Origin of the sequence: Henriciella marina DSM 19595, from assembly GCF_000376805.1 — a bacterium.
Classification (GTDB): Bacteria; Pseudomonadota; Alphaproteobacteria; order Caulobacterales; family Hyphomonadaceae; genus Henriciella; species Henriciella marina.
On record NZ_AQXT01000002.1, the window covers coordinates 822,336 to 849,235 of the forward strand.

Genomic DNA, 26,900 nt, shown 5'->3' on the forward strand with positions numbered 1-26,900 from the left:
AGTTCAGAGCGAGTTGCAACTTCTGGAACACGCTATGAACGACCCGGATACATATCAGACCTTCATGCTCGACTATGCGACCGGCAATCTGTCGCTCAGCATGAGTATCGCGGCCACGATCCACCGTCTGATGTCCAGCGAGGGCGATGAGACCGCGCGCGTCTGGGAAACAGTCCGCACGTCTCTGGGCAAAGCCGGGGCGGATTACCGCCAGGCGCTCGACCGGATGGAGGATGTCGCAACCGATATCATCCAGACCGATTATGATGCTGTGAACTGGCGGCGCGGCCTCTCTGGGGCCCGGACGGCGAAGCTTCCCGAGGAAAGCGGCTCTCTCATGCGACTTGATCCTCGAGACCGCGTCTTCGAACACGGTCACAGCACGCTCGAGGCGATGATCGTCCTTGAGGGCAGCCTCAAGGATGGCCGCGGCACATTTGAGGCCGGCGATCTGGTTCTGGCCACCTCCGGCGTCCGCCACCGGCCCGAAGCGGCCGGGAACAAGGCATGTACCTGCTTCGTTGCTCGTGCAGATACGCCATTCTGGAGATTTACGTGAACAATCGACCCTGTATCGCCTCTATTGCAGTCGTCTTTCTGGCGGCGCCCGCCTTCGCTGACACAGCTGAGACCGACAGCATCAAGTCTCCGGTCGAAGCAGACGCGCCGGCGGCATGGCAGCCAGAAGATGGCGACCGCATCGCCTTTAATGTTCTTCGCAAGGGCAAGGAGTTTGGTACCCATACCATCTCGTTCGATGTCGAGTCCGAAGACAGATTCACTGCTACGTCCGATGTAGATCTGAAGGCGGGCCTCGGACCGATCACCGTCTTTCGGTATTCTCTGGATGCGACGGAAGCCTGGAAGGACGGAAACCTCGTTGGACTGTCAGGCAGGACCAATGATGATGGCGATGATGAATATGTCGAAGCCAATATGAGCGGCGACAGTCTCGCAATCGAAGGGTCGGCCTATACCGGCGATGCTCCCATTGGAATCATCCCGTCTAGCCACTGGAATATCCAGCAGGCCTTCAGCGACCAGATCCTATCGACCGAATCGGGTGAACTTCTCGACACCAGCGTCGAGAAAATCGGACGCGAAACCATTACGATCGGCGGCGAAGATGTTGAGACAACCCACTATCGTCTCGTCTCTGACCTGACCGTAGACCTCTGGTACGATGACGAATCGCGCTGGGTGAAACTCGGTTTTGAGGCACGCGGCCAACAGATCGATTACGTGCTGACCGAACTTTACTAGGACGACCTGAAAAAGGCGGGCTCTAAAGCCCGCCTTTTCTTTTAGGCCCGCGACAGCTGGAACTGACCGACATTAATCCGGCCATTCCCGAACCCGGCCTCGCAATAGCTCAGGTAAAACCGCCAGAGACGGCGAAACCGCTCATCGAACCCGAACGTCTGCACCTTGTCCCAGGCTTCTTCGAAACGCTCCGCCCAGATCTTCAGCGTCTTCGCATAGTCCTGACCGAAATAGTGAACGGCATCGAAGCGAAGCCCGGACTCCGATAGCGATTCCCGCAGCGCTTTTTCGCTCGGCAACATTCCGCCCGGAAATATATAGCGCTGGATGAAATCGGTTCGCTTCCTGTAGCGTCTGAAAAGCTTGTCCTCGATGGTGATGATCTGCAGCGCAGCCTTCGCATCTGGCCCAGCGAGACTTTCGCGAACCTTCTGGAAGTAGCTTGGCCAGTAGGCCTCACCGACCGCTTCGAACATCTCGATCGAGGCAACGCCGTCATACGCCCCCTGATGGTCGCGGTAGTCTTCGAGGCGGATCTCAACCCGGTCCGACAGACCTTCTTTCTGCATCCGCGCCGCAGCATAGTCGCGCTGGGCTTCCGAGATCGTCAGGCAGGTCACCTTCGAGCCGCGAACCTTTGCAGCATATTCTGCAAAACCGCCCCAGCCGCATCCGATCTCCAGGATGTTACTGTCCGGACCCGCCATGAGCTGGTCTGCGATGCCATTATATTTCGCGGTCTGCGCCTGTTCGAGCGACATGTTCGGCCGGTCGAACAGCGCCGAAGAATAGGTCATCGTCTCGTCCAGCCAGGCCGAATAGAAATCATTGCCAAGGTCATAGTGCGCCATGATATTGCGGCGCGCGCCTGCCCGGCTGTTGCGGTTGAAGATATGGCGAAGCTTGTTGATGCCCTTCACCAGCGACCCGCCAACAGCGAGTTTCCCAGCGGCCTCGAAATTCTCCGAGAAAAACTCCAGCACGGCCGTCAGATCCGGCGTCGACCATTCGCCGTCCATATAGCTTTCGGCAAAACCGATATCACCGCCCGCAAGCGCCCGTTTGGCGAAACCGAATTCATGCACATCGACCACCGCATGCGGGCCGGGATTGCCATGATCGAACAGCACTGTCCGTCCATCCGGCAGATTGAACCGGAGCGATCCGTTCTCAGTGCGCAGCAAGAACAGGCCTGCCAAGCGGAACCCGGCCGGAACCCCGGACAACTGCCTCAGGGACGTCATCGTCGCTCTCGTTTCATCCAATTGTTCGCTCATCCCTGGGTCTCCTTGATCGTGCGGCCCGATGGCGCTGCTATTGATACGGTTTGTTCATTCTGATGCGGCTTGGGGTGATAATCTGCGCCTTTCAGCCAAAGCTTCAACGCTTCCCAATGAATACCAAGCGTCACGCCGATCGTCGACGCAGGCATCAAGACCGCCGCGCGCAACAGCGCCTGATCGGTCGCCGGTTCAAAGGCCGTCGATAGCGTCGCCATATGTTTGGCAGCGCCGTCTTTCATCGTCGTCACGCCAAGTTTCAGGCGGTCTTCTGAGCGTTGCAGCGAAAACTCGTAATGTCCCGAAAGATCGAAAAAGGGCGACACGTGGAAATCTTTCTTCGACACGTGCCGCGTCCACTTACCCTCAATCACTGAGACGTACGTATGCCGCTCGCCGAACGTGTTTCGGACCTCGTAGAGGACACCTGCAGGCGCGCCGTGTTCTGTCTCTGCAAGCCAGAGCGAAATTGGCGCGAACTTGTGAAAGAGGTGCCGTGGAAATGTCATCAGCCGCAACCGCAGCGAAGACGCGTCAACGCCTGCCGTCTTGAAACGGTCCTCTGCCCAGCTTCGCAGGCTTTGCGCCCCGCCTTCGCCATGATCCTTGGGCCGAAATGAGAAGAGCGCACTGCGGTCCACACCAAACAGACGGCACTGCCGGTCAGCCTCATCAAGCCGGTCGATATCCAGCTCGATCATGAAGACCTTGTAGCTGAAATCCGACACAAACGGTGTGAACCGCCTGTGGACCGTTTCGCCATGATGGAGCCGCAAGGCGGGGGAAGGGTAGGTCACTGAGCTGCAGTCCCGGCGGCTCTGAGGTCGGCCTTGGCCGCTTTGGCTCCCAGCCGCTCAACAAGGGTCACGTTCTCTGCCTCCCATGGCACGCGGCCACCAAGAGACAGCGCTGCGCGCAGACCACTTTTCAGGCCATCCTCATGAAAACCAGAGCCGAGCCAGGCGCCTGCGAGCCAGAGCCCCCGGTCGCTCTGAATACGCTCCAGTGACCGGCAGGCCGCCGCTGCCGCTGCATCGAACTGCGGGTGATCAAAAGTCAGCTCATAGAACACATCCGAAGCGGGCGGCGGTTCGACCGGGTTCAGCGTCACGAAGAGCGGATGCTTGTCCGGCAAATTCTGCAATCGGTTCATCCAGTAGGTTAGGCAGATATTCTCGCCGTCCGACTGTCGGTCAATAACGTTCCAGCTCGCCCATGCCCGCTTGCGCTCCGGCATATAGTCCGGGTTCTTGTGAAGATAGATGCGGTTCGGCCTGTAGCCGACCGACTTCAGAAGAAAGCGCTGATCTTCATAGGCGGGTGCCAGCAGTGATCTCGCTGTATCAGAGTGGGTAGCGACGATCACATCATCGAAAAGGTGATCGTGCCCGTCAGCGGTTGTCACCTTCACATGGTCCCCAAACGGACTGACCTGCTCAACCGGCGAATTGAGCCGAAGACGCTCACCAAGCACGCTGCTGGCCGCATCGACATACTGCTTCGAGCCGCCAGTGACTGTCCGCCATGTGGGCCGCTCGGCATGCATCAGCCGGTGATTATCGAAGAAACGGAAAAAGCTTAGCGCCGGATAGTCCATCATTTCGGCCGGCGGCGTCGACCAGATCGCCCCGCCCATAGGCAGAATATAGTTCTGCTTGAAGTCCTCGCTGAACCCTTTCTGGCCCAGCCATACGCCGAGCGTCTCACTTCCGATAAGTCCGCCCGCAAGTTCCTCGCGGGCCATATCGTTGAACTTCAGGATCGACCGCCAGAAACGATGAAAACGCGGACGCAGCAGGTTCCGCTTGCGGGCGAACATTCCCTTGATGGTCGAGGCCCATTCAAAGCCGTCTTCATTCGACACCGCAAAGCTCATATCGCTCGGTTCGGTCTCTACATTCAGAGCCTCAAAGAACCCCGTCAGGTTTGGATAATTCCGACCATTATAGACAATGAAGCCAACATCGACGCTGAGTTCGGTGCCATCATAGTCGATCGTCTTCGTATGGGCATGTCCGCCGGCGCGATCACGCGCCTCGAACACGGTTACTTCTGCCGTGTCCTTCAGTGCGAAAGCAGCGCCGAGCCCACTGATGCCTGACCCGATGACAGCGATTTTTTTCATTCTCAGTCCTGCTTTTCCTTGAGCGACTCCCACGCATCGAGTGCGCGTTGTCGCCCGGCCTTATGCTCAATGATCGGCTTGGGATAAGTCGCTCCCAATTCGATACCTGCCTTTTCCAGTACGTCCTTGCCCGCTTCCCAGGGTGCATGAAGATGCTTTTGCGGCAGCTTTGCGAGTTCTGGGCACCACTTGCGGACGTATTCGCCCGTCTTGTCGAACTTCTGGCCCTGCGTGATTGGGTTGAAGACACGGAAATAGGGCGAGGCATCGGCACCAGACCCTGCCGTCCACTGCCATCCCGCAGCATTGGACGCGGGATCTGCATCGACCAGAGTATCCCAGAACCAGTCCTCGCCGTCGGCCCAGTGTATGAGCAAGTGTTTTGTCAGGAGCGAGGCGACGATCATCCTGACCCGGTTGTGCATCCAGCCTGTCTCCCAGAGCTGGCGCATACCGGCATCGACAATCGGATACCCGGTCTGACCCTTCTGCCATCGCTCAAGGTCGCTCTTGCTGGACCTCCACGACATGGCATCGAATTTATCGTTGTAGTTTTCCCGCCCCATAGCCGGATTATGATAGAGCAGAACGTAGGAAAATTCACGCCAGACGATTTCCGACAAGAAGGACAAGGCGCTCTCTTCCTGCTTCAGACCGCGATTGATACGCCCCATGACGGCGCGCCAGACCGTTGCCGGGCTGATTTCACCATGATGGAGATGGGGAGAAAGTCCGGACGTACCATCCTCTACATCCGGCCGATTGCGCATTTCTTCATAGTCCCGCACCGGCCCGTCGAGGAAATCGCTCAGCCGCTCCTGCGCGCCCGCTTCACCAGGCGTCCATAGGCTATCGAAGCCGGTTGACCAGTCAGGCTTGGTTGGATGAAGTCCCCAATCCTCGATCTCGTCACCATCAATCCCAACGCCTGCAAAGCTATCGGGCGCGCCCATTGGATCCGGCGCCTCATAGCTATCGCGCACCGAGCGCCAATAAGGGGTGAAAACCTTGTAGTAGCCGCCGGTCGTCGTCTGATACGCCCAGGGCTCTGTCAGAAGCGTCGTGTTGAAACTGCGCGACTCGAGGCCGTCGTCCTTTAGTTGCTGCTTGATCTCGGCATCGCGGTCGATCTCCGGCTGCGTGTACCGCCGCCCCCAGAATACGGCGTCTGCACCCGTCTCCTGAATGAGATCGCGAATCACTTTGCTCGCGTCACCCTTGCGGCAGATCAGTTTCCCGCCGCGCTCAGAGATATCAGACCGAAGCGACTTCAGGGACTTGTCGAGCCACCATTTCGATGCGCCGCCAAGCGGCCTGCTGCCGTCGGCGTCATTTTCAAGAATATAGACCGGATAGATCTTCGCCCCCGCATCGGCGGCGGCAGCAAGCGCTGCATGGTCCGAAATCCGAAGATCATTGCGAAACCATACGATTACGGAATTGGGATTATCTTGCGCCAGCACATGCCTCCTGTGAACATTCCTAAAACGAGTACGCGCTAAACTGTGACGCAGATCAGCCTTGTCCAGCAGCCTCCAGTCTGGTGCTCAGGGAAAAGATTGATTACGCAGAAGAGCGCGCGCTCCTATCGGCCTGCTGGCACAAGGAATATCTAGCTTGAGACAGCAAATATCTGAAATCCTTGAGAAAGCTTCAGGCAAACGCGTTCTCTGCATCGGCGACCTGATGCTGGACCGCTATGTGTACGGCGATGTCGGCCGTGTCTCACCTGAGGCCCCCGTGCCGGTCTTGCGCAAGACCCACTCTCTCGAGGTGCCAGGCGGGGCCGGAAACGTCGCCCGCAATCTCAGCGCGCTTGGCATCCACACGATCATGCTGGGCTGTGTCGGCGACGATGAGGCAGGCGAACAGCTTGCAGCGCTTCTAGGGTCCGACCCTCTGATCGAGTGCCAGCTCGCGAAAACGAGCGCCATAAAGACCGTCGTCAAATCGCGCTTCATTGCCAGCACACAGCAGCTGCTTCGCGTCGATACCGAAGATGACCGGCCTGACATGGGGCCAGCCGGCGCTGTGCTCGCTTCAGCGATCGCCAAGGCGGCAACGGGCGCGTCTGCGATCATCGTCTCAGACTATGCCAAGGGCACGATCACGCCAGCCGTGTTCACGGCCTGCGTAGACGCGGCCAGATCGGCAGGTATCCCGCTTCTGGTTGACCCGAAGTCGAAAGACTTCTCGCTCTATGCCGGCGCCGACCTCATCAAGCCCAATGCGAGCGAGCTGAGCGGGGCCACAGGCCTGCCAACCTCATCGGACAGGGAGGTCGAAGCGGCACTTTTGGACGCCTCCAAACACATGCCGGGCTGCCAGATCGTTGTGACACGTGCCGGCAAGGGCATGTCATGGCTGGCCGGACAGGAAACCTTTCACCTTCGCGGCGAAGCGCGGCAAGTCTTCGACGTGTCCGGGGCAGGGGACACCAGCATGGCAGCTCTCGCCGCCGCGATCGCCACCGGCGCAGATCTTCGCGACGCTGTTTCACTGGCCATCGCCGCATCCGGCATTGTTGTCGGCAAGGTCGGTACCGCAACGGTCAGCGCCGAGGAGCTTCACCGCGCGCTATCGCAGGATGATGCGCCGCCATCAGCCCCGGTACTCAACCGGCAGGACCTCGTGGAGATGACCCAGCGCTGGCGGGCAGCAGGCCTCCGTGTCGGCGTCACCAATGGCTGTTTCGACATCCTGCACCCGGGCCATCTCAAAGTCCTTCAGCAGGCGCGGGCGCACTGTGACCGTCTCATCGTCGCGATCAATACAGACGCCTCCGTCAAGCGTCTGAAGGGCGACAGCCGCCCTGTGAATACCGAAGGTGACCGGGCAATCCTGCTCGCTGGAATCGCTGGCGTCGATGCCGTAACCAGCTTTGACGACGACACACCAGCCGCCCTGATCGAGGCGATCCAGCCGGACGTTCTGGTCAAGGGCGGGGACTACAAGCCTGACGAGATCGTCGGCGCAGAGACCGTCACCGCGCGCGGCGGTGAGGTCATCATCGTGCCGCTGATGGAGGGCCGCTCGACCACGGGCATCATCGAGCGCTCGCGCAGCTAGTTTCCGCGCTCACCTGAGATATCACGCTCGGAGTTCGGGCGGCGGATTGGCGCGACGTCGACAACTTCTTCAGCGGCCCATGTGTCAAAAGGCTCAGCAGGTTTCGTCGCATTCTCTTCAAGCCAGCTAGACAGCGCCTCGGCGCGGCTGTCTATCTCCGCGCCAATAGAGCCGGTGTCGGAATAGACGAGCTGTGGCCGCGGCAGACTCGGCATCAGGAAGCGCCGGAACGGCTTGCTTGTGGCAAGGCCCGTCTCCACCACGCAGGCCTCCACGGCATCGCTGCAAGGCCCGACCTTTTCAGACCATTCATGGGTCGCCATGCCCGCTGGCAGCATCACACCGCCAAAGCGCTGACGAAATTCCTCGTCCTGCGGCAGCGCCTCAATCACTGGCTCAAGCATGGTCTCGCTGCCCGGCGCGGCAACAAGGATCAGCGCGCGTTTGCGATTGTCTGCATTCAGGTAACGGGTCATGGCCTGCCGGACGTCAGCGGCCGCGAGATCTGTGCCCTCACTTCTCAGCTTCTTGCCCGCAGCCGGAGACGGCGCGCGATAGGACGGCGCATAAAGAACAGCCGTCTCGGATACCAATTCGGTCTGTTCAACAAAACGCGCATAATCGGATTTCAGGGCCTCGGAAGACGCATCCATCAGACCAGCGGGTGCCGGGCTCGTCGGCATGGGCGCAATCAGGAAGACATCAACGCCCCAAGGGCTCGCCCATCCACCGGCGGGCAGCTCGGCAGGGCGATCAAGCCAGTCCTCTTCCATGGAATAGTCAGGCTCTTCGGCAACCCGCTCACCTTGGCCGAGCCAGGACGCATAAAGGCTATCCTTGAACACGACCCAGCCGACAGCGAGCGCAGCCACAATGCCAAGCGCAATCAGGATAGGGCGCATTTTAGTCCTCTAGAGCAGTTGCCAGTCCCGAATATTTCGGTTGATCGACTTTCAACTGCGCAATTGCGGTCTTTTTGAGGTGGTCCATCAGCTCAGCTGACTGAACCGTCAGCTCGCCCGACCTGATCTTGCCGCGCAATTCTGCGTTCAGCTCAGCGCGCGTCTTGCCGTCGCTGTCGGCAATCAGCGCCTGCAGACGCGCATACTCCTCGGCGTCGTTTTCTTCCCGGCTGTCGAGATCGCGGAGGATTGTCGCGAGCACGTTGGAGGCGACGCGGGCGTGAAAGGCCGCGCGCCCTGTCAGCTCAGGCATGGCCGAGTGATCGACGAAATTCTTCACCGCCTGGACCAGTTCACTGACGCTTGGCTGATTATGCATGACGCTGACCCTCCAGCAGGTTGATGAGGTCCATCTCTGTCTCCGAAACGCGCCGCCCAATGGCCGCGCGCTCTACGCTGGCATCGGCGCCAGAACGGAACGTCTCGTACATCCCCATACACATGATGCCCCATTTCATACTGCCGAGCATGTCCCACCAGTCGATGTCGCGAGGCGTGAACTCAGCCCCGCCAGCCTCAGCATAGGCCTCAAGCAGGGCTTCGACATGGCCGAACCCGCCGAGCCGCTTGTCGGAATGCCCGAAGCGCCAGGAATTGGTACACATCCAGCCAATGTCTTCGCGCGGGTCGCCATAATGGGCGAGCTCCCAGTCGAGCACGGCGGCGAGGCCCTTTTCGTCGACCATGATGTTGCCGAGACGAAAGTCGCCATGAACAAGCACTGGATCTAGTTGCGTCGGCGCATTCTCGCGAAGCCAGACAATCGCCAGGTCGAAGATGGGCCGGCACTCGCCCATCTCCTGATAGGTCGCCTCATAATGATCGATCTGCTCAAGCCCGCTGTTGAGCCGCAGGCGCGAGACATCCGATCCGTCGATGGCATGAATACCCGCAAGCGACTTGCCGCACTGGGCGGGCAAATTCTTGCGCGCCTCTGCATACTCATCATCGCGAAGGATGCGCCGGGCGATCGTTTCGCCCTCGATCTTCGACATGATGAAGCCTTCGCCAAGTCCTTCACCAGGGGTGAGGACATGCACGACCTCGGGCACGACCACACCGGTCTCTGCGGCCTTGCGAATCAGCGCCGCTTCATTTGGAAGGCCCAGGGCGCGCGAGTCTTCGGTCGCCTCCATACCTTCAGGGGCCCGGCGCAAGATGAGGGAACCAGGAGCGCCCTCACCACTTAATTCAAGCAGCCATGTCTCCTGGCTCGCGCCGCCGGACAGTCTATTGGCAGCGGTGAGTCTGGTCTGCTCACCATACACGCGTCTAAGGACCGCCTGCAGCCTGTTATCGAATTCTTGTTTGTCACTCATCTCGGCCACAATTAACCGAAATCATATCTTCTCCAAGCCATACTCAACGTAAACCCATGCGAGATTCAGGAGCGCTTTAATGGCGAAAAAGTCCGGTCAATCAGACAACGGATTGATGACCCCGGCCCCGAAACGGCCGAGCCTGGGGGCGTGGCTTCGTGGCCGGTTCCTTGCCGGCATGGTGATCGCGGCGCCGATCGCCATTACGTTCTTCGTCCTGCAATTTCTGATCAACTTCATCGACAACCGCGTCAAACCCCTGCTGCCGCCGGTCATCCAGCCGGAAACCTATACCAATATCGCGATACCGGGTTTCGGCGTGATCGTGATGATCGTCGCCCTGACCATCCTCGGCGCGATCACCACCAACCTTCTCGGACGTTCAGTGGTGCGCGGGGCCGACCGGCTCTTGTCGAGCGTCCCCATCGTCCGGAATGTCTACGCCGCCTTCAAACAGCTGGTCGAGGTGCTGACCAACAATCAACAGGCCTCTTACGACCGCGTCGTCATGGTCGAGTACCCGAAGACTGGCTCCTGGTGCATCGGATTCGTCTCCTCGAATGCCAAGGGGGAGATCGCCCATCGCCTCAGCCCTGAATTCGTCGGCGTCTTTGTACCGACAACCCCAAACCCGACATCGGGCTTCCTCATCTATGTGAAGGAAACCGAGTGCATCGAAATGGACATGTCTATCGAGGACGGCGCCAAGATGATTCTGTCCGCTGGTCTTGTTGTACCTCACTTCGGCAAGGGCGAGCCTGAGCAGCGTTCACTCCCGCTGTCTGACGAGCGGGCTTAGAAGTTCGCGCAGGAGGCTAAGTGCCCGCCCGCGCTCGCTCGTCAGTCCCGGATCGCCCTCAATGGCATAGCGGGCATCCTTGCGCGCGATCTCGATAAGGTCGGCATCCAGCTGCAGGTCGACAATCCGGTAATCGACAGCGCCGGACTGGCGAACACCAAGCAGGTCACCGGGCCCGCGGAGCTTGAAGTCGGCCTCGGCGATAGCGAAGCCGTCATCGGTCTCGCGCAACGTTTCAAGACGTTTGCGCGCCACCTCGCCCAGCGGCGGGCGATAGAGCAGGATGCAATAGGACTTGCGAGAGCCGCGCCCGACGCGCCCGCGCAGCTGGTGAAGCTGGGCAAGCCCGAACCCCTCGGCCCGCTCAATGACCATCACCGTGGCATCGGGCACATCAACGCCGACCTCGATCACCGTCGTGGCCACCAGGACGCGCGTCTCGCCGCGTCTGAACGCTTCCAGCGCTTCATCCTTCTGGTCGCCGCGAAGCCGCCCATGCACAAGGCCGACCTTCTGGCCCAGCCAGTCCTCTAGCGCCGCCGCGCGCGCGACAGCCGAGCTGTCATCCTCATCTGCATCGACGCGGGGACAGACCCAGAAGACGCGTTCATCGCGCTCGACGGCTCGCCCGATGGCCTCGACGACATCTTCGATCCGCGTGTCCGGAATGGCCCGTGTCTCGATGGGCTGACGCCCCGCTGGCTTCTCATCAAGGATTGAGACATCGAGATCGCCGTGAACCGCCTGCGCCAGCGTTCGCGGAATAGGTGTCGCGCTCATCACCAGCATGTGCGGCGCCGATGCCTTCTCGACCAGGCGCATCCGGTCTGCCACCCCAAACCGGTGCTGCTCATCCACCACGATCAGGCCGAGCTTCTTGAACGCCACGCTTTCCTGAAAGAGCGCCTGCGTCCCGACAGCGACATGAATGCTGCCATCGGCGAGCCCCATCAGCGTCGCTTCGCGCTTTGGCCCTTTTTCCCGCCCCGTCAGCACCGCAACCTCATGACCGAGGGGGCCGAGAAATCCGGCAACCGTTTCATATTGCTGGCGGGCCAGCACTTCGGTCGGCGCCATGAAGACCGCCTGATAACCAGAGGCCACAGCCTTCAGCGCCGCCAGCACCGCAACCAGCGTCTTGCCGGCCCCGACATCGCCTTGCAGCATCCGCCGCATCGGATGAGGCCGCGCCACATCATCTGTAATCTCCCGGACGGCCTTTCGCTGCGCCGATGTCAGCTTGTAGGGCAGGCGGCCAACAAGCTCATTCAGCGCATCATTCGCCGCCTCTAGCGCCGGAGCAGATTTTCGCGCCCGGCTATCCCTTGCGAACGCAAACACGGTCTCGCGCGCCAAAGCCTCATCATAGGAGAGCCGCCGCCGTGCGATCTCGAACGCGTCTTCATTGTAGTTTTCTGGCGCATGCAGCCCCGACAGCGCCGCCTTGAACGCGGGCCAGTGATTCGCTTCAAGAAGGTCAGCCCCCAGCCATTCCGGAAGGTCATCTGGCACAAGCTCCAGCGCCGCAACGGCGGCCGAATGAACCCGCCGATTGGTCAGCCCGGCCGTCAGCCTGTAGATCGGTTCGACAGGCGGCGGCGCTTCGCCGCGGGCCGGGTCCAGCACATAGTCCGGGTGCGACATCTGCCGCTCGCCCTGGAACTCACCGACAACGCCTGACACGATCCGCTCCTTGCCGATCGGAAACTGTCCCTGCAGCCATCTCGGGTCAGCCCGGAAATAAGTCAGCGTCAGAAAGCCCGACCCGTCAAACAGCTGGATGCGGTGCGGCGCACGGTCGGAATAGGGCGCCTTGCAGGACTGCACCTCGCCGCGCACGGTCGCGACCTCACCGGCGACAAGGTCCTGGAAGCTGTCGCGCACGCGCCGGTCGAGCCATTTCTCAGGCAGGTGCAACAGCAGATCCCATACGGTGTCGCCGCCGATCAGCCGCTCGAAGACAGGCTTCAGCTTGGGTCCGATCCCCGGCAATTTGTCGACCGGCTGGAACAAGGGAAAGAGTCGTTCATCGCGCATAAGCGTAGGGACCATATCGAAAGCGTCGCAGGCTTCAATTGAAGAGGTAGCTGGGCAAGCGGCGCACGCGCACCTATGTGACGGTTTCAAGCTCAATAGAGGTCTCGATCGTGCAAGAACGCAAACGTAAATTGAAATTCCGGGCATGGCGCCGCGGCTTCCGAGAAATGGACCTCCTGATGGGCCAGTTCGCAAATGAGCGGATCGCCGATATGTCGGACGCAGAGCTCGATGAGTTCGAGCGTCTCCTGGCGACGCCTGACTGGGAAGTCTTCGCGTGGATCATCGGCAACAAGCCTGTTCCGCCAAATTATGCAGGCCCGGTGCTGGACCAGCTGCTCGGCTTTAGATACGACGCGCGCGCTCAGTAAATTACGGCGAACGCGCTGAAGGCGCGCTCCTGTCTATCCCGTCAGGTGATCGACCATGCCTAGCCCTTCGCGTCTTGCCAGTCTTTCTGCGCCGACGAATGTCTCCGGTGCGCCCTTCGGGCTGGACATCAAAGCCTTTCAGGATGCGCTTCTGGATGCAGGCGGCATCGCCCTCTATGTGGCCCGCGACGACAAGACCGCCGCAACCGCGCTAAAGCTCGCAGAGTTCTTCCACCCCTCTATGGACCGTGTCCTCCTGCCGGGTTGGGACATTCTTCCATATGACCGCGTCAGCCCAAGCGCGGCTGTGTCCTCGCAAAGATGCGCCGCGCTTGCCCGTATCGCCCAGCAGCGCGAAGACAGTCAGCCTCTGCTCGTCATCACCACGGGCTCTGGCCTCGTGCAGCGCATGCCGCCGCGCGAGACCATGCGCGCGGCGAGCTTCTCGATGAGCGTTGGCGAAGAGCTCGCTGAAAACGCGCTCACCGACTACCTCTCAGTGAACGGCTATATCCGCGCCTCCACCGTCAGCGAGCGCGGCGAGTACGCCATTCGCGGCGGCATTATCGACATCTTTCCGCCGACCAGCGAGGAGCCGATCCGGATCGACCTCTTCGGTGACACGCTGGACCAGCTCAAAGCCTTCAATCCAGAGACACAGATTTCGACGCGGGAGCTGACCTCGGTCACGCTCGCTCCTGTCTCTGAAATCCTCTTCTCCACCGACACACTCAGCCTCTTCCGTGAGAAATACCTTAGTGCGTTTGGCGCACCGGGCGGCGACACGATGTATGAGGCAGCGCGCGCCCAGATCCGCCGACAGGGGCTGGAAAACTGGCTGCCGCTCTTCCACGACCATCTCGATACGATCTTCGACTATATCGGCGATGATGCGATTGTCGGCTTCAGCTACCTGTCGGGCGAGGCAGCAGCCGAACGCCGGTCACAGGCAGAAGATTATCACGCAGCCCGGCTGGACGCGGCAACCGACGACCGGCCGTCCCGCGTTCTGCCACCGGACGCGCTCTATCTTGCCAATAGCGAGCTTGATGAAGCGCTTTCGTCGCGCGGCATCGCCCGGTTCACCGCATCCGCCGCAGCGGGCGGCATAGACCTTGGCGGCAAATATGGCCGCGATTTCGCCCCTGAGCGCGCACAGCCCGAACTCAATGTCTTCAAGGCCGCCGCCGCTCATGCGCTAGCACTCCGCGAGAAAGGCCTTACAGTTGTTTTCGGTGCGTGGACGTCCGGCTCGGCCGACAGGCTGGTCAACGTCATGGAAGACCATGGCCTCGGCGCGCTTCCGCGGACCTATTCGATGCAGGCGGCAAAGAGCGCGGGTCTCAGCATCTGCGAGCTACCTCTGGAACAGGGGATCGAAACCGATGCCCTCGCCATCATTTCTGAACCGGACGTCCTCGGCGATCGGCTCGCCGCACCGCGCCGCAAGCGCAAGGCCGCCAATTTCATCTCCGAAGCTGCCTCGCTGAATACAGGCGACCTCGTGGTCCATGTCGATCATGGCGTCGGGCGCTATGAAGGGCTGAAAACGCTGGAGCTGACCGGCGCCCCGCATGACTGCCTCGAGCTGGAATATGCCGGCGGCGACAAGATCTATCTGCCCGTCGAGAACGTGGACCTTATCAGCCGCTATGGCAGCGATGATGCTGAAAGCGCCGTGGACAAACTGGGCGGAGTCGGCTGGCAGACCCGCAAGGCCAAGGCCAAGAAACGCATCCTCGAAATGGCCGCCGAACTGCTCGACATCGCCGCCGCGCGTGAGCTGAAACGAGCCGAGCCAACCACGACAGGGCAGGGACTCTATGAGGAATTCGCCGCCCGCTTCCCTTATGAGGAAACCGACGACCAGCTCAACGCCATCGAAGACACGCTGACCGATCTCTCCAGCGGCAGGCCCATGGACCGCCTGGTCTGCGGCGATGTTGGCTTCGGCAAGACCGAAGTGGCCCTCCGTGCCGCTTTCGTCGCGGCGATGAGCGGCATGCAGGTGGCGGTGATCGCGCCGACCACGCTGCTCGCCCGCCAGCACTTCAATTCCTTTTCGGAACGCTTTGCCAATTGGCCCGTCAAAGTGCGCCATCTCTCGCGGATGGTCACCCAGAAGGAAGCCAATGAGGCCCGCGAAGGGCTCACCAATGGCGACGTCGATATCATCGTCGGCACGCATGCGCTTCTCTCGCAGTCGATCGAGTTCAAACGGCTCGGCCTGCTCATCGTCGACGAAGAGCAGCGCTTTGGCGTGAAGCACAAGGAACGCCTGAAAGAGCTGAAATCCGACGTCCATGTCCTGACGCTCTCGGCAACGCCCATTCCGCGCACGCTTCAAATGGCGCTGACCGGCATTCGCGACCTCTCGATCATCGCGACCCCGCCCGTCGACCGCCTGTCGGTGCGCACCTATGTCGCTGAATTCGACACCGTCACCATCCGCGAAGCCCTGCTGCGCGAGAAGTATCGCGGCGGCCAGGCCTTCTTCGTCGCGCCGAGAATCACCGACCTCGATTTCCTCGAAACCTTCATGCGCGACAATGTCCCTGAAGTGAGCTTTGTGGTCGCGCACGGACAGATGCCGCCAACCGAACTGGAAGACATCATGACCGCCTTCTATGAGGGCGAGTTCGACGTGCTCCTGTCGACCACCATCGTTGAAAGCGGCCTCGATATCCCGCGCGCCAATACGCTCGTCATCTATCGCTCCGACATGTTCGGCCTGGCGCAGCTTTACCAGCTTCGCGGCCGCGTCGGCCGGTCGAAACTGCGCGCTTACGCCTACCTCACCACGCCGCGCCAACAGGTCATGACCCCGGGCGCCGAACGCCGCCTGCGTATCCTTCAGTCGCTCGACAGCCTCGGCGCTGGCTTCCAGCTCGCCAGCCACGACCTCGACATGCGTGGCTCCGGCAACCTCCTCGGTGACCAGCAGTCAGGCCATGTCAAAGAGGTCGGCGTGGAGCTCTACCAGTCCATGCTGGAAGACGCCGTCGCGGCCCTCAAATCCGGCAATGACCTTGAAGAAGAAGTCGCTGATGACTGGTCGCCGCTGATCAATCTCGGCGTCGCCGTGCTCATACCGGAAGACTATGTCGAGGACCTTGGCGTTCGCCTCGCCCTCTATCGCCGCCTTGCGGAGATCGACACGGAAGAAGGCCGCGAGCGCTTCGCCGCCGAGCTTATCGACCGGTTCGGCCCGCTGCCTGAGGAGACCAAGCAGCTTCTCGATGTCACCGCCATCAAGGCCGCCTGCAAGGCGCTCGGCATCTCGAAACTCGATTCCGGGCCCAAGGGCATCGTCATGGCGTTCCGCGAAGACACGTCGGTTGAACCGCGTGAGCTGATGACCATCGTTCAGTCACGGCCCAACTCCATGAAGTTGCGCCCAGACTCGAAACTCGTCGTGACGCGCGCCCCTGATGACAAGCAAAAGCGCATCCAGCTTATCCGCAACCTGCTGCGTGAGTTGAGCGGCCTCGTTCCGCACTGACCTGGCACTGGCGCTGCGCTGGCGGCGGACTGCGACGCGACGGCAAGTCTTGGCAGCGGGTCCGGCTCTTATATGGTCTCGCGAATTGCGAAATCAGGGAGGAGCCAGGCTATGGCCAGCGGACCACTAACAGGCATCAAGATCGTTGAATTTCAGGGAATTGGACCAGGGCCGTTCTGCGGCATGCTGCTGTCCGATCTCGGCGCTGACGTTGTCCGGATCGACCGGGCAGGCAAGGGCGGGCGGGCCGCCACGCCAGCCAATGTCGAATCGCGCGGCCGGCGCTCGATCGCCCTCGACCTGAAAAACCCTGACGATGTTGAAACAGCGCTGAAGCTGATCGAGAAGGCCGACGGCCTGATCGAAGGCTTCCGTCCCGGCGTCATGGAGCGCCTCGGCCTTGGCCCTGACGTCGCGCTGAAGCGCAATCCAAAGCTCGCCTATGGCCGGATGACCGGCTGGGGCCAGACAGGTCCACTCTCACAGGCAGCCGGCCACGACCTCAACTATATCGCGCTCACCGGCGCGCTCGGCGCCATGGGCCGCAAGGGCGAGCGTCCTGCGCCGCCACTCAACCTGATCGGTGATTATGGCGGCGGCGCGCTCTATCTCGCCTTCGGCCTGCTGGCTGCGGTCATCAACGCCAAGGGCGGCGGCGAAGGCCAGGTCATCGATGTTGCCATGACCGATGGCGCGGCCTCTCTCACCTCCATGTTCTATGGCATGCGCGCCATGGGCGTCTGGAATGATGAGCGCGAGAACAACCTGCTCGATGGCGGCGCCCATTTCTACGACACCTACGAGACCAGGGATGGCGGCTACGTCGCCATCGGCTCTATCGAGCCACAGTTCTACGCGCTTCTCTTGGAAAAGGCGGGCCTCACAGACCCGGACTTCCAGCACCAGATGGACCGGGCGAAATGGCCAGATCTCAAGGCAAAGGTCATTGACGTCTTCAAGACGAAGACCCGCGATGAATGGTGCGACATCATGGAAGGCACGGACGTCTGTTTCGCGCCAGTCCTTTCCATGCAGGAAGCGCCCGATCATCCGCACAACAAGGCACGCCAGACCTTCGTCAACTATGAGGGCGTCACCCAGCCGGCCCCAGCCCCCCGTTTCTCCAGGACTCCCGGCGAGATCCAGCGCCCGCCAGCCAGCCCTGGCGCCCATACCGATGAAGTGCTGAATGACTGGCAGATCAGCTAAAGGTGCAGCCGCGACACCTGAACGGGAGACAACGATAAGCCTGCCACCCCGTTCAGACGCCGATTGCTATAAAATCAGGGTCGGTCGTGCTTATGGGCGTTTTTTGCCCGCTTGATTTGCGATCGACGTCCTTCTTGCTTGAACTGGGCCGCCAATAGGCGGCCCTTTTTTTATCTATTGTCATGATCACTTGATGATGACTTTCAGTAAGTCTTGTGTTTCATATATTTTGTGAAGCTGCTTATTGCTGTAACGCGTAAAGCTAGACGATAGTAATGAGAGCAAATCACTAATTATGGTTGTTCGAGGATTTAAATGAGCACAGTTCTAACGGCATCACCGCGTAAGGTGAGCGACGCAGATCGCGGTATTGGCCAACTCGTTCGCCAGGCCCGACGCCGTATAGGCATGACGCTCGATGATCTCGCCAAGCAACTCGGCCTGTCTTATCAACAGGTCCACAAGTATGAGAACGGCACGAACCGGATTAGTGCAGGGACGCTCGCGGCCATCGCCAACATCCTGACCGTTCCGATCGATCACCTGTTTCCCGAAGAAGTTCTTCTGGGTGGGTCCGATAGCGAAGACTCAGAGATTGACCGCATGCGCGCCGAAGTTGGACGCATTGCCCGCACAATCGACGATCCAAAGAAACTGGAAGCGATCGTTACGATCCTGAAGACGGTTTAGCTCCAGGCGAGGCCTCCGGCCTTAAACGTCTCTCATAGGTCTCGAACCTGTTCGGGTTCACGAACGTCTCCTGAAACCAGGGCGAGCGATCGCTTGAGAACTGCTTGCGCAACCAGTCGATGAGCGCGCGCCCGCGTGAGAGCCTCTGGATGCGCGGCGAGTAGGTCAACCAGAACTGGATCGGTGCGACTTCAGGCAGGTCGAGCGCCACCAGCCGGTCGTCGATATCAATGACATAGGATGGCATGACCGCGATGCCGCCTCCCGAGGCGCAGATCTCTTTCAGTACAGTGCCGGAATTGGTGTGCAGCTTGAAGCGCAGTGCCTTCTTCAGGTCGACCGCCCGCGTCGACCAGCGTTCTATCTGGTGAGAATAAGCGTCATGAATGAGGACGTCGTGACCACGAAGGTCATAGAGGCTCTCCGGCACCGCGCGTCCCTTGAGATAGGTCTCGGTCGAGAAAAACATGTAATGAAGCACGCCAAGCCGGATTGCCATGATGTCCCTGTGGCGAGGCTCGGTGAATGTAATGCTGAGATCGGACTCGCTCGCAATCAGGTCAATTTCATGGTCCAGAATCTGGATATCCAGATCGATCAGCTCATTCTCGGCCTGAAACTCCGGTATGAATTTTGTGATCCAGTGCGAGGCGACGCCGTCCTGACCAGCCAGGCGCAGGCTTCCCCCGCCATCCTTATCGATACCGCTTAGCGTGTTGATGATCTCATTTGCTTGATCACCCATCGAATGCGTTCGCTTCACGACCTGCCAGCCAGCCTCTGTCAGCTCGACGCCTTTTGTGGTGCGGGTGAAGAGATCACATCGCAGCATTTTCTCAAGCTCATCGATTTTCCGGCTGACCGTCGGGGTCGATTCACCGAGCCGCTTTGCGGCCGCAGTAAAACTCTTGAGCTCTGCCACCACACCGAACACGCGAAGCTTGTCCCAGTCGAGTTGGTTTTTCTTCATGAAAATTTGGTCCCGGAGCAAAGGCTTAGAGGCTTCGCCCTGACTTCAAACCGCCCAATTGTAAATCGTAATACTTGACAACCCATGAGCGAAAACCGAGAAATCTCGCGCAAAGGGAGTTTTTCGATGACCGTTCACCGATCAGTTGTATCACAAACCGCCAGTCCGTACTGTATCGCTTCGCCGCAAAAAGTGGCTGACATCATGGGAAAATACGATCTGCGCCGGGCAGGCGCAGCAGAGTTGGCGGAAACCCTCCGTCTTGGTGAGCGTCTCATCGACGGCGAACTCGCCAGCCCGGAAGTCGTCGCGACCGTCGACGCCATCACGCAGATGACGATCTGGAACACCGGTGATCCGATATCCGGCATCTTCCTCGTCGTCCCCGTTACCGAAGCGGGCAGAGAGGCGGTCGAGGACGGCTCATTCAATCCGGGCGATCCTGCCGTTCGTCACATTGCACCGGCAAACACCCCTGTATTTGGCGTCTATTGCGGCATCTATGCTGGCGCCACACGCGAGGCGCGAAAATCGGTCCTCATGTCGGCGGGCGATCTCCGCCTGAATGCATTTGCTGCCGTGCCTACCTATGCGCGCGGGGCCACCGAAGATGGCGCGCGGTCCATGCTCGCGCTTGGCTATCGCCCGTTCGAAGGCGGGCTGAAAGACCTCTTCATCTCAGACCCGGTGAGCGAATAGTCATGCAGGCTCCGCTTCCCTATCCAATAACGGGCGCAAAAGCCCTCCGGCGACCGCCGACCATCGACAAGTTTCGTGCTGTGAACGTCCGGCCCGTTCAGTCCCTCGATGATCTGCAGCGCATATTTGCCATAAGGGCAGCCATCTTCATGGCAGAGCAGAGCTGTCCCTATGACGAAGAATATGACGGCAATGATCTGGCCGCCCTCCACCTGATTGCATCCATCGGGCGCGAACCCGTCGGAACACTGCGACTTCGCTGGTTCGCCAGCTTCGGTAAGATCGAACGAGTCTGCATCCTGCCGTCCATGCGTGGCCGGCATATTGAGCGCATCCTGCTTGCCCACGCCCTCGAAATCGCGGCGCGCAAAGGTTACACGCTCATGATCGGCCAGATCCAGGCGCGCCTCTGGCCGCTCTGGTCGAGGGTACTGCATTGCGAGCTTCAGGAAGGCCGGCAGGGCTTCAGCTTCTCCGACTATGAGTATACTGAAATCGACATTCCGGTTCCGTCTCATCCAGACGCGCTCGGCCCCGATAGCGACCCCTTCATTCTTATCCGTCCCGAAGGCGACTGGGACCGAAAGGGTATCCTCGAAGAATCTGCAGAGCGATCGGGGACGCAGGCGGCGGAAAAAGCTGCTTAGTCAGCTGGCGAAACCGGCGCGGCGCGAAACACCGCCCAGACACCGCCGGAACACCCTCAGCGCACTCTCCTCGCACCAGAGTTTCCGCCCCCTGACATCTCCCGTCTAGGCTCTCTGCCATGATCGCCCGTGACTGGATCTTCGAAACCCTCGGCATGCTGGACCTCAGGTACTGGCCCATCTTCCTGTGGGAGCTTTACTGGCTCGATCGCTACCTGGACGCCCGCCGTGCCGAACACAGCTCAGGCCTCATCGGCTTTGCAGTCTGCAAGAAGGGCCGCGTCTATATCACGCTGCAGGCTTTCGGGGATGAACCGTCACAACAAGCTGACTGGACAGACTTCGCCCCACGCGCCCCATGGCAACGGCTCGCGCCGGGAAGTGTGGTTCAGCGACTGCTCGGAACGGCAGCTAATGCACACGGCTGCATCAACCTGATTCCAGATGCTCACCAGACCACACGCTCAGTCCTGCCAAGGCTGATGCAGCATAACGGCCTGCTTCTGCAGCCGCCCTGACCCACAGGCCGAATGTCCGCAGATACATGCGGATGCAGGTATCCATGCCGCTATAGACAAACCATCCGCCGCAGCCACCGGGCCCGCGGCCGCAGGTGCTGCTTCATGTTTGGGATACTGAAGAATGGCGGAGGGACGGGGATTCGAACCCCGGGAACGCTTGCACGCTCGCTAGTTTTCAAGACTAGTGCATTCAACCACTCTGCCATCCCTCCGCGTGGGGCGCTCTTTCTGACATTATGCGAGCAAATGCAAGAGCAGTGCTGAACCTCAATTCTGCCTTATTCCAGCGCGACCTGTCGCGTCAGAGGGTTAGGCGAAGAAACCCTTTGTTTGTAATTTCCGTCGTAATGAAACCAGTTGGGGCAGGGGCCCAGGCTGGTTTCGATCCAGCACATCGGCTGCACGCTGGCAGCCGGTGAAAACCTGAACAGAAGACGAGGTCCCATGGCGACATCGCATCGAGCATCCAAGAAAACCCTGGCGAGCCTGCTGGTCATTGGGCTTGTGGCACTGCCAGCCCGGGCGGATGATATGGACCGGGACCTTTCCCGCGCCCATATAGACATTGCGCCCATATATACCGGGCAGCTGCTTCGGACGTCATCTGCCACGTCATCCTTCGTCGCCGCCAAAGAGAGCGGCATTGCCTCGTGGTATGGCCGGGCCTTCAACGGCCGGCCCACAGCGAGCGGCGAAATCTTCAACGCAGATGCACTGACAGCAGCTCACCCGAACCTTCCTTTGCCCAGCCTGGTGAAAGTGACAAATCAGGCCAATGGCCGTGAAATCGTCGTGCGCGTAAACGATCGCGGCCCGTTCACAGGCGGCCGGATCATCGATCTTTCGCGCCGCGCCGCCGAAACGCTCGGCATGCTGGAGCAGGGGACGGCAACCGTCACGCTCGATTATATCGGCCCTGCGCCGCGCAAACAGACAGTTCAATTCGACGATAGTGCCTCATTCCAGCCGAGTGTGGGCCCAAACGCGGCGAGCGCGCTCGAACAACAGAAAGCCAAGCCAACCCTTTACAACGACACCTTGCTTGGCGGCGTAGAGCCGTCTCTCGGCGTGCCGGACCCTGGCAAACGCATCGCGACACCTGCAAAGCTGCAAGAGCCGCGGCCGCTGAAGCCTGAGGTCGAGACGCAGACAGCCCAGCAACAGCCAGAGCCACCGATAGAACGGGGGCAGGCCAGCATTCGCCCTTACAACGTCGCGTCTGACCCGACGGAAAATTCAGCAATGCCGCTCGGTCCGCAAGTCTTCATCCAGATCGGCGCTTTCACGCGTATCGACAATGCCGAGGCGGTGTCAGAGCGTCTGCGCGGCCAGTTTGAGACCGATATCGAAGCGATCCGGATTGAAAACGCAGACTATTTCCGCGTCTTTGCCGGCCCGTTCGCAACGCGCGATGCTGGAGAGACAGCGCGCCAGACCCTAAGCACTCTGGGACTTGGTGAGGGTTTTCTGGTTCTGCGCTAGATCCCGCTACTGGCGGGCCCGGCGCAACCTGTAAGCAAATTCCTACCTGAACCCCTGCAAACTTTCACTTCAGCTTCAATTGACCTCTACCTTCTTACTCTACTGTTCAAGTTGACCGAATAAATCGGTCCGTGCCCCGGCAGAATGTCGGACACGAAAATAGACTTCAGAATGAGGTTCCTATGGCTTTGAACGCCAGTACCGGGATACGTGCGCTCGTCGCAACGACATTTCTCGTTTCATCTTGTCAGGTATTTGCAACCGCTGATCCGCGTGTCGGCGCACCTATTGATTTCGTGCGCAAGACAGCGGCCCAGCAAAGCCATCGAACGCTAGCATCGCGGTCAGTCTCTGGCGCCATGCCAAGGCCGAACCCGTCTGCAGCGCATGACACCTGGCGGGGGCCGGTGACCCGGACAGGCTCCGGCACGCTTCCATCTGTCAGGCAGAAGATCCGCTTTGCCTATCCGGGAAGCGTCCCCCCCGCCAACCTGACGTCTCCCCGGTCGCCCACCATGCGCGCCGCTGCTCCATCTGGCAGCTTTACGAACATGGTGTCGGTTTCCCCATCCCTTGTTTCTGGTGGTACTATGACCGCCGGACATGCGAGCCTGCCACTCAACAGTCTGGCTCACGTCCTAAACCCGGCGACAGGCCGTGAGATTGTCGTGCGCATTTCATCGCGCACATCGGCGGAGCGGGCAGATACACTCGCCTTGTCTACCCACGCCGCAGAAATGCTTGGCGTGTCGGCGGCAAACCGCAATGAGGTTGAGGTTAGTTATCTTGGCCCTGCGCCACTGGAGGCCCGCACTGCGCCGCAAGAGCAGCCCATGACGCCGGCGCCGCGCCCGCAACCGGTGGCACCAGCGCCCGTTCCGCAGAAGCCGGTGCAGACAGCCGAGTCCTCTGGTCTGTTTGTCCAGATCGGGTCTTTCACAAAGCCCGGGTCAGCCAGCTCGGTCGCGAACCGCGTGACCTCAGGCCTGCCGAACGATGTAAGGACGGTCGACGTCAATGGCACAACTTATCACCGTGTCATGGTCGGTCCATTTCGCGACCGCGCCGCGGCCAACCGGGCCCGGAGCAGCCTGCAGTCGCAAGGGTTTCGCGACGGGTTCGTCACGCAGGGCTGATACAGCCGGGTGCATTGACCCGGGTTCCAAAACGCCGTCACTGGTTTAGGTTGCAGATCAGAAGATCCTGCCAGCCTCCGGAGACCATGAAATGCCCCGCCTGAACTTGTTTGCTGCTATCCTCGTCATGTTTGGGGCCGGCCTGCCTGCCAGCGCGCAGTATATCGATACAGAAGCGGAATTTGCGGTCATCATGGATTATGAGACCGGCGATGTTCTTTATTCAAAGCGCGGCAACGAGGAGATGATCCCTGCCTCGATGACGAAGATCATGACCGCTCACGTCATCTATGACGCCATCGAAAAGGGTGAGCTCTCGCTGGACGACACGCTGGTCGTCAGCGAACGTGCCTGGCGTGAAGGCGGCTGGGCAACTGGCGGCTCCACGATGGGCCTCGAGATCGGCGAAACGCCGACAGTCGAGGAGCTCCTCCGCGGCGTTATCGTGCTCTCCGGGAATGATGCCTGCATCGTGCTCGCAGAAGGCCTGTCGGGCTCAGAGGAAGCTTTTGCCGACCGGATGACAGACGTTGCCCGGGAAATGGGCCTGTCGTCCGCAAATTTCGAGAATGCCAGCGGCCTCCCAGCTGAGGGGCACGTCATTTCGGCGATCGATCTTGCCAAGCTGGCGGCCGCTGAGATCCGCAATTATCCGCAATATTACAAATACTATTCAGAGCTCGAGATGACCTGGAATGGCATCACGCAGGGCAATCGCAACCCGCTGCTCTACACGATGGAAGGCGCAGACGGCCTGAAGACAGGTCACCTCGAAGCCTCCGGCTACGGCCTGACCGCATCTGCTGAGCGCGATGGCCAGCGCATGATCATGGTCCTGAACGGACTTCCAAGCTCGCAGGCACGCTATGACGAATCCCAGCGCCTGATGCGTCTGGCGTTCACGGCCTTCGATACACGCACCGTCGAACCAACCGAAGAACCGATTGCAGAGCTTCCGGTTTGGAATGGAGAGGCACGGTCCGTTGGCGTTCGTCTTGCGTCCGAGTTTCGCGTAGCAGGCCACAAGCGGGCTTTCGACGAAGCCAATGCCGAAATCGTCTTCGACGGCCCTCTCAGAGCGCCGATCGCCGCTGGCGATGAGATCGCCACGCTCGTCGTCACGATGGAAGGCAAGGACGTCCCGGTGACCGCGCCGCTCGTCGCGACTGAATCGGTCGGCGAGCTTGGCTTCATGGGCCGCGCGATCGAAGGGCTCAGCCTGAAAATGGGTGGCGGCACGGCAGAATGACCCGCCGCGGGCGTTTCATAACGGTTGAAGGCGGGGAAGGCACTGGCAAGTCAACGCTGATTGCCGGCCTTGAAACTCACCTCCTGGACGACGGCATCGCGGTCACGGTAACGAGAGAACCCGGCGGCACCCAGCTTGCCGAGGCTGTCCGTGCGCTTGTACTCTCACCACCGGGCGGACATCGCTGGAGCGCACTCAGCGAAGCGCTTCTGGTATATGCCGCGCGCCGTGACCACCTGGAGAACATCATCATTCCCGCGCTTGAGGCGGGCGCATGGGTCATCTGTGACCGGTTTGCGGATTCGACCCGGGTATACCAGGGGCTAGGTGGCCTCGATCAAGACAGCATCGATACGCTGGACAAACTCGTCGTCGGCACCTCCCAGCCCGACCGGACGCTTATTCTCGACGGGCCTGTTCAGGATCTGCTCTCTCGGCGCCGCGACAGGGGGATGTCGGACGTCTTCGAGTCCATGCCGATCGACTTCCATGAAAAGGTCCGCGAAGCATTTCTGGATATCGCCTCCCGTGATCCAGAGCGCTGCAGGGTCATCGATGCCATGCAGGCGCCTGATGATGTCCTGAAGGCGGCGCTCTCCAAACTGCACGAGGATTGATGATGAGCGAGATTGCCCTTCCGCTTTTCGGGCATGAGACCGCCCAGAAGAAATTCCTCAAAGCCCGCGATGGCGGGCGTCTTCATCATGCCTGGATCATAGAAGGCCCGTCCGGCATCGGAAAATCGCGCTTCGCTATTCGTCTTGCCGCGATGCTGCTTGGGGCGAAACCTGCCGGACCTGATGTTGCGGCAGCATCAATAGACGACCCGGTGATGCAGAAGATCACGTCCTCGGGCCACCCCGACCTCAAACACGTTCAACGCGGCCTCAATGACAAGGGAAACCTGAAACAGGACATCTCGGTCGAGCAGATCCGCGAACTCAACGGCTTTTTCTCGCTGAAGCCGGCCCTCGGCGGCTGGCGGGTCGGGATCCTCGACGCACTTGATGAGATGAACGCAAACGGCCGAAACGCATTGTTGAAGACACTGGAAGAGCCACCGGCGCGGGCGATCCTGTTCCTGATCTCTCATGGCACAGTTCCCGTGCTCGCGACGATCCGGTCACGCTGTCAGACCCTCAGACTAAACACGCTCTCGGATGAGGATACGCTCCGGGCGCTGAAGGCCCAGAATTCCGAAACGCCTGAACAGACCGCAACGCTGGTCAAGGGCCGGCCAGGACGTGCCGAGGAGCTGACCGGGACCAAAGTCCTTGCTGCGGCCCATGCGGCGCGCAGTCTGCTCAAAGCCTTTCCCAAACCGAATGATGCAACGCTCGCCACAGCCATTCAGGCCGCAGCTGAAGACGAGACATCCTTTGCTGTCTTCGCAGATGAAATCATGAGCTGGGTTGGCGAGAAGGCGAATGACGCGCCGCACTGGGCCACGGTCTGGTTTGAACTTCAGCGCACTGTCGCCGCGCAGCGAAACCTGCACATGACACCGGTTCAGGCGGCGTCAAAACTGGTGACAGGCCTTCAATCCGGCGCCGCAAAGGGCTAGTCGCTA

The 26,900-nt window shown here is 60.3% G+C and carries 25 protein-coding genes and 1 tRNA gene; 16 read left to right on the forward strand and 10 right to left on the reverse strand.

What is annotated here, in order from left to right; genetic code table 11:
* The first annotated feature begins 34 nt into the window (after window positions 1–34).
* Complete coding sequence (locus F550_RS18370; protein WP_018147273.1) at window positions 35–559, forward strand: cupin domain-containing protein; 525 nt, start codon at window positions 35–37, stop codon at window positions 557–559.
* Window positions 556–1,263, forward strand: coding sequence for a DUF6134 family protein (locus tag F550_RS0104175; RefSeq protein ID WP_018147274.1), 708 nt, complete (start codon window positions 556–558; stop codon window positions 1,261–1,263). The genes F550_RS18370 and F550_RS0104175 overlap by 4 nt, the downstream gene beginning before the upstream one ends.
* A 41-nt stretch (window positions 1,264–1,304) precedes the next feature.
* Here F550_RS0104175 and F550_RS0104180 read toward each other — a convergent pair whose 3' ends face one another.
* The 4 genes from F550_RS0104180 to F550_RS0104195 are packed head-to-tail and all read right to left on the reverse strand — an operon-like array spanning window position 1,305 to window position 6,131.
* Window positions 1,305–2,540 carry an SAM-dependent methyltransferase gene (locus F550_RS0104180; RefSeq protein ID WP_051076815.1) on the reverse strand — a complete coding sequence of 412 codons (1,236 nt, stop codon included), beginning with the start codon at window positions 2,538–2,540 and terminating at the stop codon, window positions 1,305–1,307.
* Window positions 2,537–3,340 carry a DUF1365 domain-containing protein gene (locus tag F550_RS16815; RefSeq protein ID WP_083910907.1) on the reverse strand — a complete coding sequence of 268 codons (804 nt, stop codon included), beginning with the start codon at window positions 3,338–3,340 and terminating at the stop codon, window positions 2,537–2,539. The genes F550_RS0104180 and F550_RS16815 overlap by 4 nt, the downstream gene beginning before the upstream one ends.
* Complete coding sequence (locus tag F550_RS0104190; protein ID WP_018147277.1) at window positions 3,337–4,668, reverse strand: NAD(P)/FAD-dependent oxidoreductase; 1,332 nt, start codon at window positions 4,666–4,668, stop codon at window positions 3,337–3,339. Before F550_RS0104190 ends, F550_RS16815 begins: the two co-directional genes overlap by 4 nt.
* Window positions 4,669–4,670: 2 nt before the next feature.
* Complete coding sequence (locus F550_RS0104195) at window positions 4,671–6,131, reverse strand: cryptochrome/photolyase family protein (protein WP_018147278.1); 1,461 nt, start codon at window positions 6,129–6,131, stop codon at window positions 4,671–4,673.
* A gap of 154 nt (window positions 6,132–6,285) precedes the next feature.
* Between F550_RS0104195 and rfaE2 the strand changes: the two genes are divergently transcribed.
* Complete coding sequence (gene rfaE2, locus F550_RS0104200) at window positions 6,286–7,737, forward strand: D-glycero-beta-D-manno-heptose 1-phosphate adenylyltransferase (protein ID WP_018147279.1); 1,452 nt, start codon at window positions 6,286–6,288, stop codon at window positions 7,735–7,737.
* Here the strand turns inward: rfaE2 and F550_RS0104205 are convergent.
* From F550_RS0104205 to F550_RS0104215, 3 genes are read right to left on the reverse strand one after another with little or no spacing between them, the layout of a single operon-like run.
* Window positions 7,734–8,639, reverse strand: coding sequence for a DUF3089 domain-containing protein (locus F550_RS0104205; RefSeq protein WP_018147280.1), 906 nt, complete (start codon window positions 8,637–8,639; stop codon window positions 7,734–7,736). The genes rfaE2 and F550_RS0104205 overlap by 4 nt on opposite strands.
* Before the next feature lies 1 nt (window position 8,640).
* Window positions 8,641–9,018: a DUF6285 domain-containing protein gene (locus tag F550_RS0104210; RefSeq protein ID WP_018147281.1), complete on the reverse strand. Its 378-nt coding sequence runs from the start codon at window positions 9,016–9,018 to the stop codon at window positions 8,641–8,643.
* Window positions 9,011–10,018: a phosphotransferase family protein gene (locus F550_RS0104215; protein WP_018147282.1), complete on the reverse strand. Its 1,008-nt coding sequence runs from the start codon at window positions 10,016–10,018 to the stop codon at window positions 9,011–9,013. The genes F550_RS0104210 and F550_RS0104215 overlap by 8 nt, the downstream gene beginning before the upstream one ends.
* A gap of 79 nt (window positions 10,019–10,097) precedes the next feature.
* On the opposite strand from F550_RS0104215, the gene F550_RS0104220 reads away from it, so the two are divergent.
* Window positions 10,098–10,817, forward strand: coding sequence for a DUF502 domain-containing protein (locus F550_RS0104220; RefSeq protein ID WP_018147283.1), 720 nt, complete (start codon window positions 10,098–10,100; stop codon window positions 10,815–10,817).
* On the opposite strand, the gene recG is transcribed toward F550_RS0104220, so the two are convergent.
* Window positions 10,788–12,854 carry an ATP-dependent DNA helicase RecG gene (gene recG, locus F550_RS0104225; protein ID WP_018147284.1) on the reverse strand — a complete coding sequence of 689 codons (2,067 nt, stop codon included), beginning with the start codon at window positions 12,852–12,854 and terminating at the stop codon, window positions 10,788–10,790. The two genes, F550_RS0104220 and recG, sit on opposite strands and share 30 nt — an antisense overlap.
* A gap of 110 nt (window positions 12,855–12,964) precedes the next feature.
* Between recG and F550_RS0104230 the strand changes: the two genes are divergently transcribed.
* From F550_RS0104230 to F550_RS18375, 4 genes are all read left to right on the forward strand, one after another.
* The gene (locus F550_RS0104230) at window positions 12,965–13,225 is read left to right on the forward strand and encodes a succinate dehydrogenase assembly factor 2 (RefSeq protein WP_233348988.1); all 261 of its coding nucleotides are present in this window, start codon (window positions 12,965–12,967) and stop codon (window positions 13,223–13,225) included.
* Between the two features lie 55 nt (window positions 13,226–13,280).
* Entirely contained in the window at window positions 13,281–16,727 is a 3,447-nt protein-coding gene (gene mfd / locus F550_RS0104235; RefSeq protein ID WP_018147286.1) for a transcription-repair coupling factor, read from the forward strand.
* Between the two features lie 111 nt (window positions 16,728–16,838).
* Window positions 16,839–17,936 (forward strand): CaiB/BaiF CoA transferase family protein, encoded by a 1,098-nt coding sequence (locus F550_RS0104240; protein WP_018147287.1) that lies wholly within the window; start codon window positions 16,839–16,841, stop codon window positions 17,934–17,936.
* 315 nt (window positions 17,937–18,251) lie between these two features.
* Window positions 18,252–18,626 (forward strand): helix-turn-helix domain-containing protein, encoded by a 375-nt coding sequence (locus F550_RS18375; protein WP_018147288.1) that lies wholly within the window; start codon window positions 18,252–18,254, stop codon window positions 18,624–18,626.
* On the opposite strand, the gene F550_RS0104250 is transcribed toward F550_RS18375, so the two are convergent.
* Complete coding sequence (locus F550_RS0104250; RefSeq protein ID WP_156807813.1) at window positions 18,604–19,596, reverse strand: LysR family transcriptional regulator; 993 nt, start codon at window positions 19,594–19,596, stop codon at window positions 18,604–18,606. The two genes, F550_RS18375 and F550_RS0104250, sit on opposite strands and share 23 nt — an antisense overlap.
* Window positions 19,597–19,800: 204 nt before the next feature.
* On the opposite strand from F550_RS0104250, the gene F550_RS0104255 reads away from it, so the two are divergent.
* The 3 genes from F550_RS0104255 (at window position 19,801) to F550_RS0104265 (ending at window position 21,460) form a co-directional block, all read left to right on the forward strand.
* Window positions 19,801–20,295, forward strand: coding sequence for a hypothetical protein (locus F550_RS0104255; RefSeq protein ID WP_018147290.1), 495 nt, complete (start codon window positions 19,801–19,803; stop codon window positions 20,293–20,295).
* A gap of 2 nt (window positions 20,296–20,297) precedes the next feature.
* The gene (locus F550_RS0104260; protein WP_018147291.1) at window positions 20,298–20,942 is read left to right on the forward strand and encodes a GNAT family N-acetyltransferase; all 645 of its coding nucleotides are present in this window, start codon (window positions 20,298–20,300) and stop codon (window positions 20,940–20,942) included.
* Window positions 20,943–21,061: 119 nt separating this feature from the next.
* Window positions 21,062–21,460 (forward strand): hypothetical protein, encoded by a 399-nt coding sequence (locus F550_RS0104265; protein WP_018147292.1) that lies wholly within the window; start codon window positions 21,062–21,064, stop codon window positions 21,458–21,460.
* Window positions 21,461–21,585: 125 nt separating this feature from the next.
* Here the strand turns inward: F550_RS0104265 and F550_RS0104270 are convergent.
* Window positions 21,586–21,675: transfer RNA gene (locus tag F550_RS0104270), tRNA-Ser, on the reverse strand.
* Between the two features lie 232 nt (window positions 21,676–21,907).
* Between F550_RS0104270 and F550_RS19525 the strand changes: the two genes are divergently transcribed.
* From F550_RS19525 to F550_RS18385, 5 genes are all read left to right on the forward strand, one after another.
* The gene (locus F550_RS19525) at window positions 21,908–22,945 is read left to right on the forward strand and encodes a septal ring lytic transglycosylase RlpA family protein (RefSeq protein WP_018147293.1); all 1,038 of its coding nucleotides are present in this window, start codon (window positions 21,908–21,910) and stop codon (window positions 22,943–22,945) included.
* 182 nt (window positions 22,946–23,127) lie between these two features.
* Window positions 23,128–24,081: an SPOR domain-containing protein gene (locus tag F550_RS0104280; RefSeq protein WP_018147294.1), complete on the forward strand. Its 954-nt coding sequence runs from the start codon at window positions 23,128–23,130 to the stop codon at window positions 24,079–24,081.
* 91 nt (window positions 24,082–24,172) lie between these two features.
* A complete protein-coding gene (locus F550_RS16830) occupies window positions 24,173–25,330 on the forward strand; it encodes a D-alanyl-D-alanine carboxypeptidase family protein (protein ID WP_018147295.1) in 1,158 nt (385 codons plus the stop codon).
* On the forward strand, window positions 25,327–25,947 hold the full coding sequence (tmk, locus tag F550_RS0104290) for a dTMP kinase (RefSeq protein ID WP_018147296.1): 621 nt from the start codon (window positions 25,327–25,329) through the stop codon (window positions 25,945–25,947). Before F550_RS16830 ends, tmk begins: the two co-directional genes overlap by 4 nt.
* On the forward strand, window positions 25,947–26,894 hold the full coding sequence (locus F550_RS18385; protein WP_018147297.1) for a DNA polymerase III subunit delta': 948 nt from the start codon (window positions 25,947–25,949) through the stop codon (window positions 26,892–26,894). The genes tmk and F550_RS18385 overlap by 1 nt, the downstream gene beginning before the upstream one ends.
* Window positions 26,895–26,900 lie beyond the last annotated feature (6 nt).

Coding starts and splice junctions, on each gene's coding strand:
- F550_RS0104220 (WP_018147283.1), top strand. CDS start 10,098: ATGGCGAAAAAGTCCGGTCAATCAGACAACGGATTGATGACCCCGGCC.
- F550_RS0104280 (WP_018147294.1), top strand. CDS start 23,128: ATGGCTTTGAACGCCAGTACCGGGATACGTGCGCTCGTCGCAACGACA.
- F550_RS0104205 (WP_018147280.1), bottom strand. CDS start 8,639: ATGCGCCCTATCCTGATTGCGCTTGGCATTGTGGCTGCGCTCGCTGTC.
- F550_RS0104250 (WP_156807813.1), bottom strand. CDS start 19,596: ATGAAGAAAAACCAACTCGACTGGGACAAGCTTCGCGTGTTCGGTGTG.
- F550_RS18370 (WP_018147273.1), top strand. CDS start 35: ATGAACGACCCGGATACATATCAGACCTTCATGCTCGACTATGCGACC.
- F550_RS0104215 (WP_018147282.1), bottom strand. CDS start 10,018: ATGAGTGACAAACAAGAATTCGATAACAGGCTGCAGGCGGTCCTTAGA.
- recG (WP_018147284.1), bottom strand. CDS start 12,854: ATGCGCGATGAACGACTCTTTCCCTTGTTCCAGCCGGTCGACAAATTG.
- F550_RS18375 (WP_018147288.1), top strand. CDS start 18,252: ATGAGCACAGTTCTAACGGCATCACCGCGTAAGGTGAGCGACGCAGAT.
- F550_RS16830 (WP_018147295.1), top strand. CDS start 24,173: ATGCCCCGCCTGAACTTGTTTGCTGCTATCCTCGTCATGTTTGGGGCC.
- F550_RS0104255 (WP_018147290.1), top strand. CDS start 19,801: ATGGGAAAATACGATCTGCGCCGGGCAGGCGCAGCAGAGTTGGCGGAA.
- F550_RS19525 (WP_018147293.1), top strand. CDS start 21,908: ATGGCGACATCGCATCGAGCATCCAAGAAAACCCTGGCGAGCCTGCTG.
- F550_RS0104190 (WP_018147277.1), bottom strand. CDS start 4,668: ATGAAAAAAATCGCTGTCATCGGGTCAGGCATCAGTGGGCTCGGCGCT.
- F550_RS18385 (WP_018147297.1), top strand. CDS start 25,947: ATGATGAGCGAGATTGCCCTTCCGCTTTTCGGGCATGAGACCGCCCAG.
- F550_RS0104265 (WP_018147292.1), top strand. CDS start 21,062: ATGATCGCCCGTGACTGGATCTTCGAAACCCTCGGCATGCTGGACCTC.
- F550_RS0104210 (WP_018147281.1), bottom strand. CDS start 9,018: ATGCATAATCAGCCAAGCGTCAGTGAACTGGTCCAGGCGGTGAAGAAT.
- tmk (WP_018147296.1), top strand. CDS start 25,327: ATGACCCGCCGCGGGCGTTTCATAACGGTTGAAGGCGGGGAAGGCACT.
- F550_RS0104180 (WP_051076815.1), bottom strand. CDS start 2,540: ATGAGCGAACAATTGGATGAAACGAGAGCGACGATGACGTCCCTGAGG.
- mfd (WP_018147286.1), top strand. CDS start 13,281: ATGCCTAGCCCTTCGCGTCTTGCCAGTCTTTCTGCGCCGACGAATGTC.
- F550_RS0104240 (WP_018147287.1), top strand. CDS start 16,839: ATGGCCAGCGGACCACTAACAGGCATCAAGATCGTTGAATTTCAGGGA.
- F550_RS0104260 (WP_018147291.1), top strand. CDS start 20,298: ATGCAGGCTCCGCTTCCCTATCCAATAACGGGCGCAAAAGCCCTCCGG.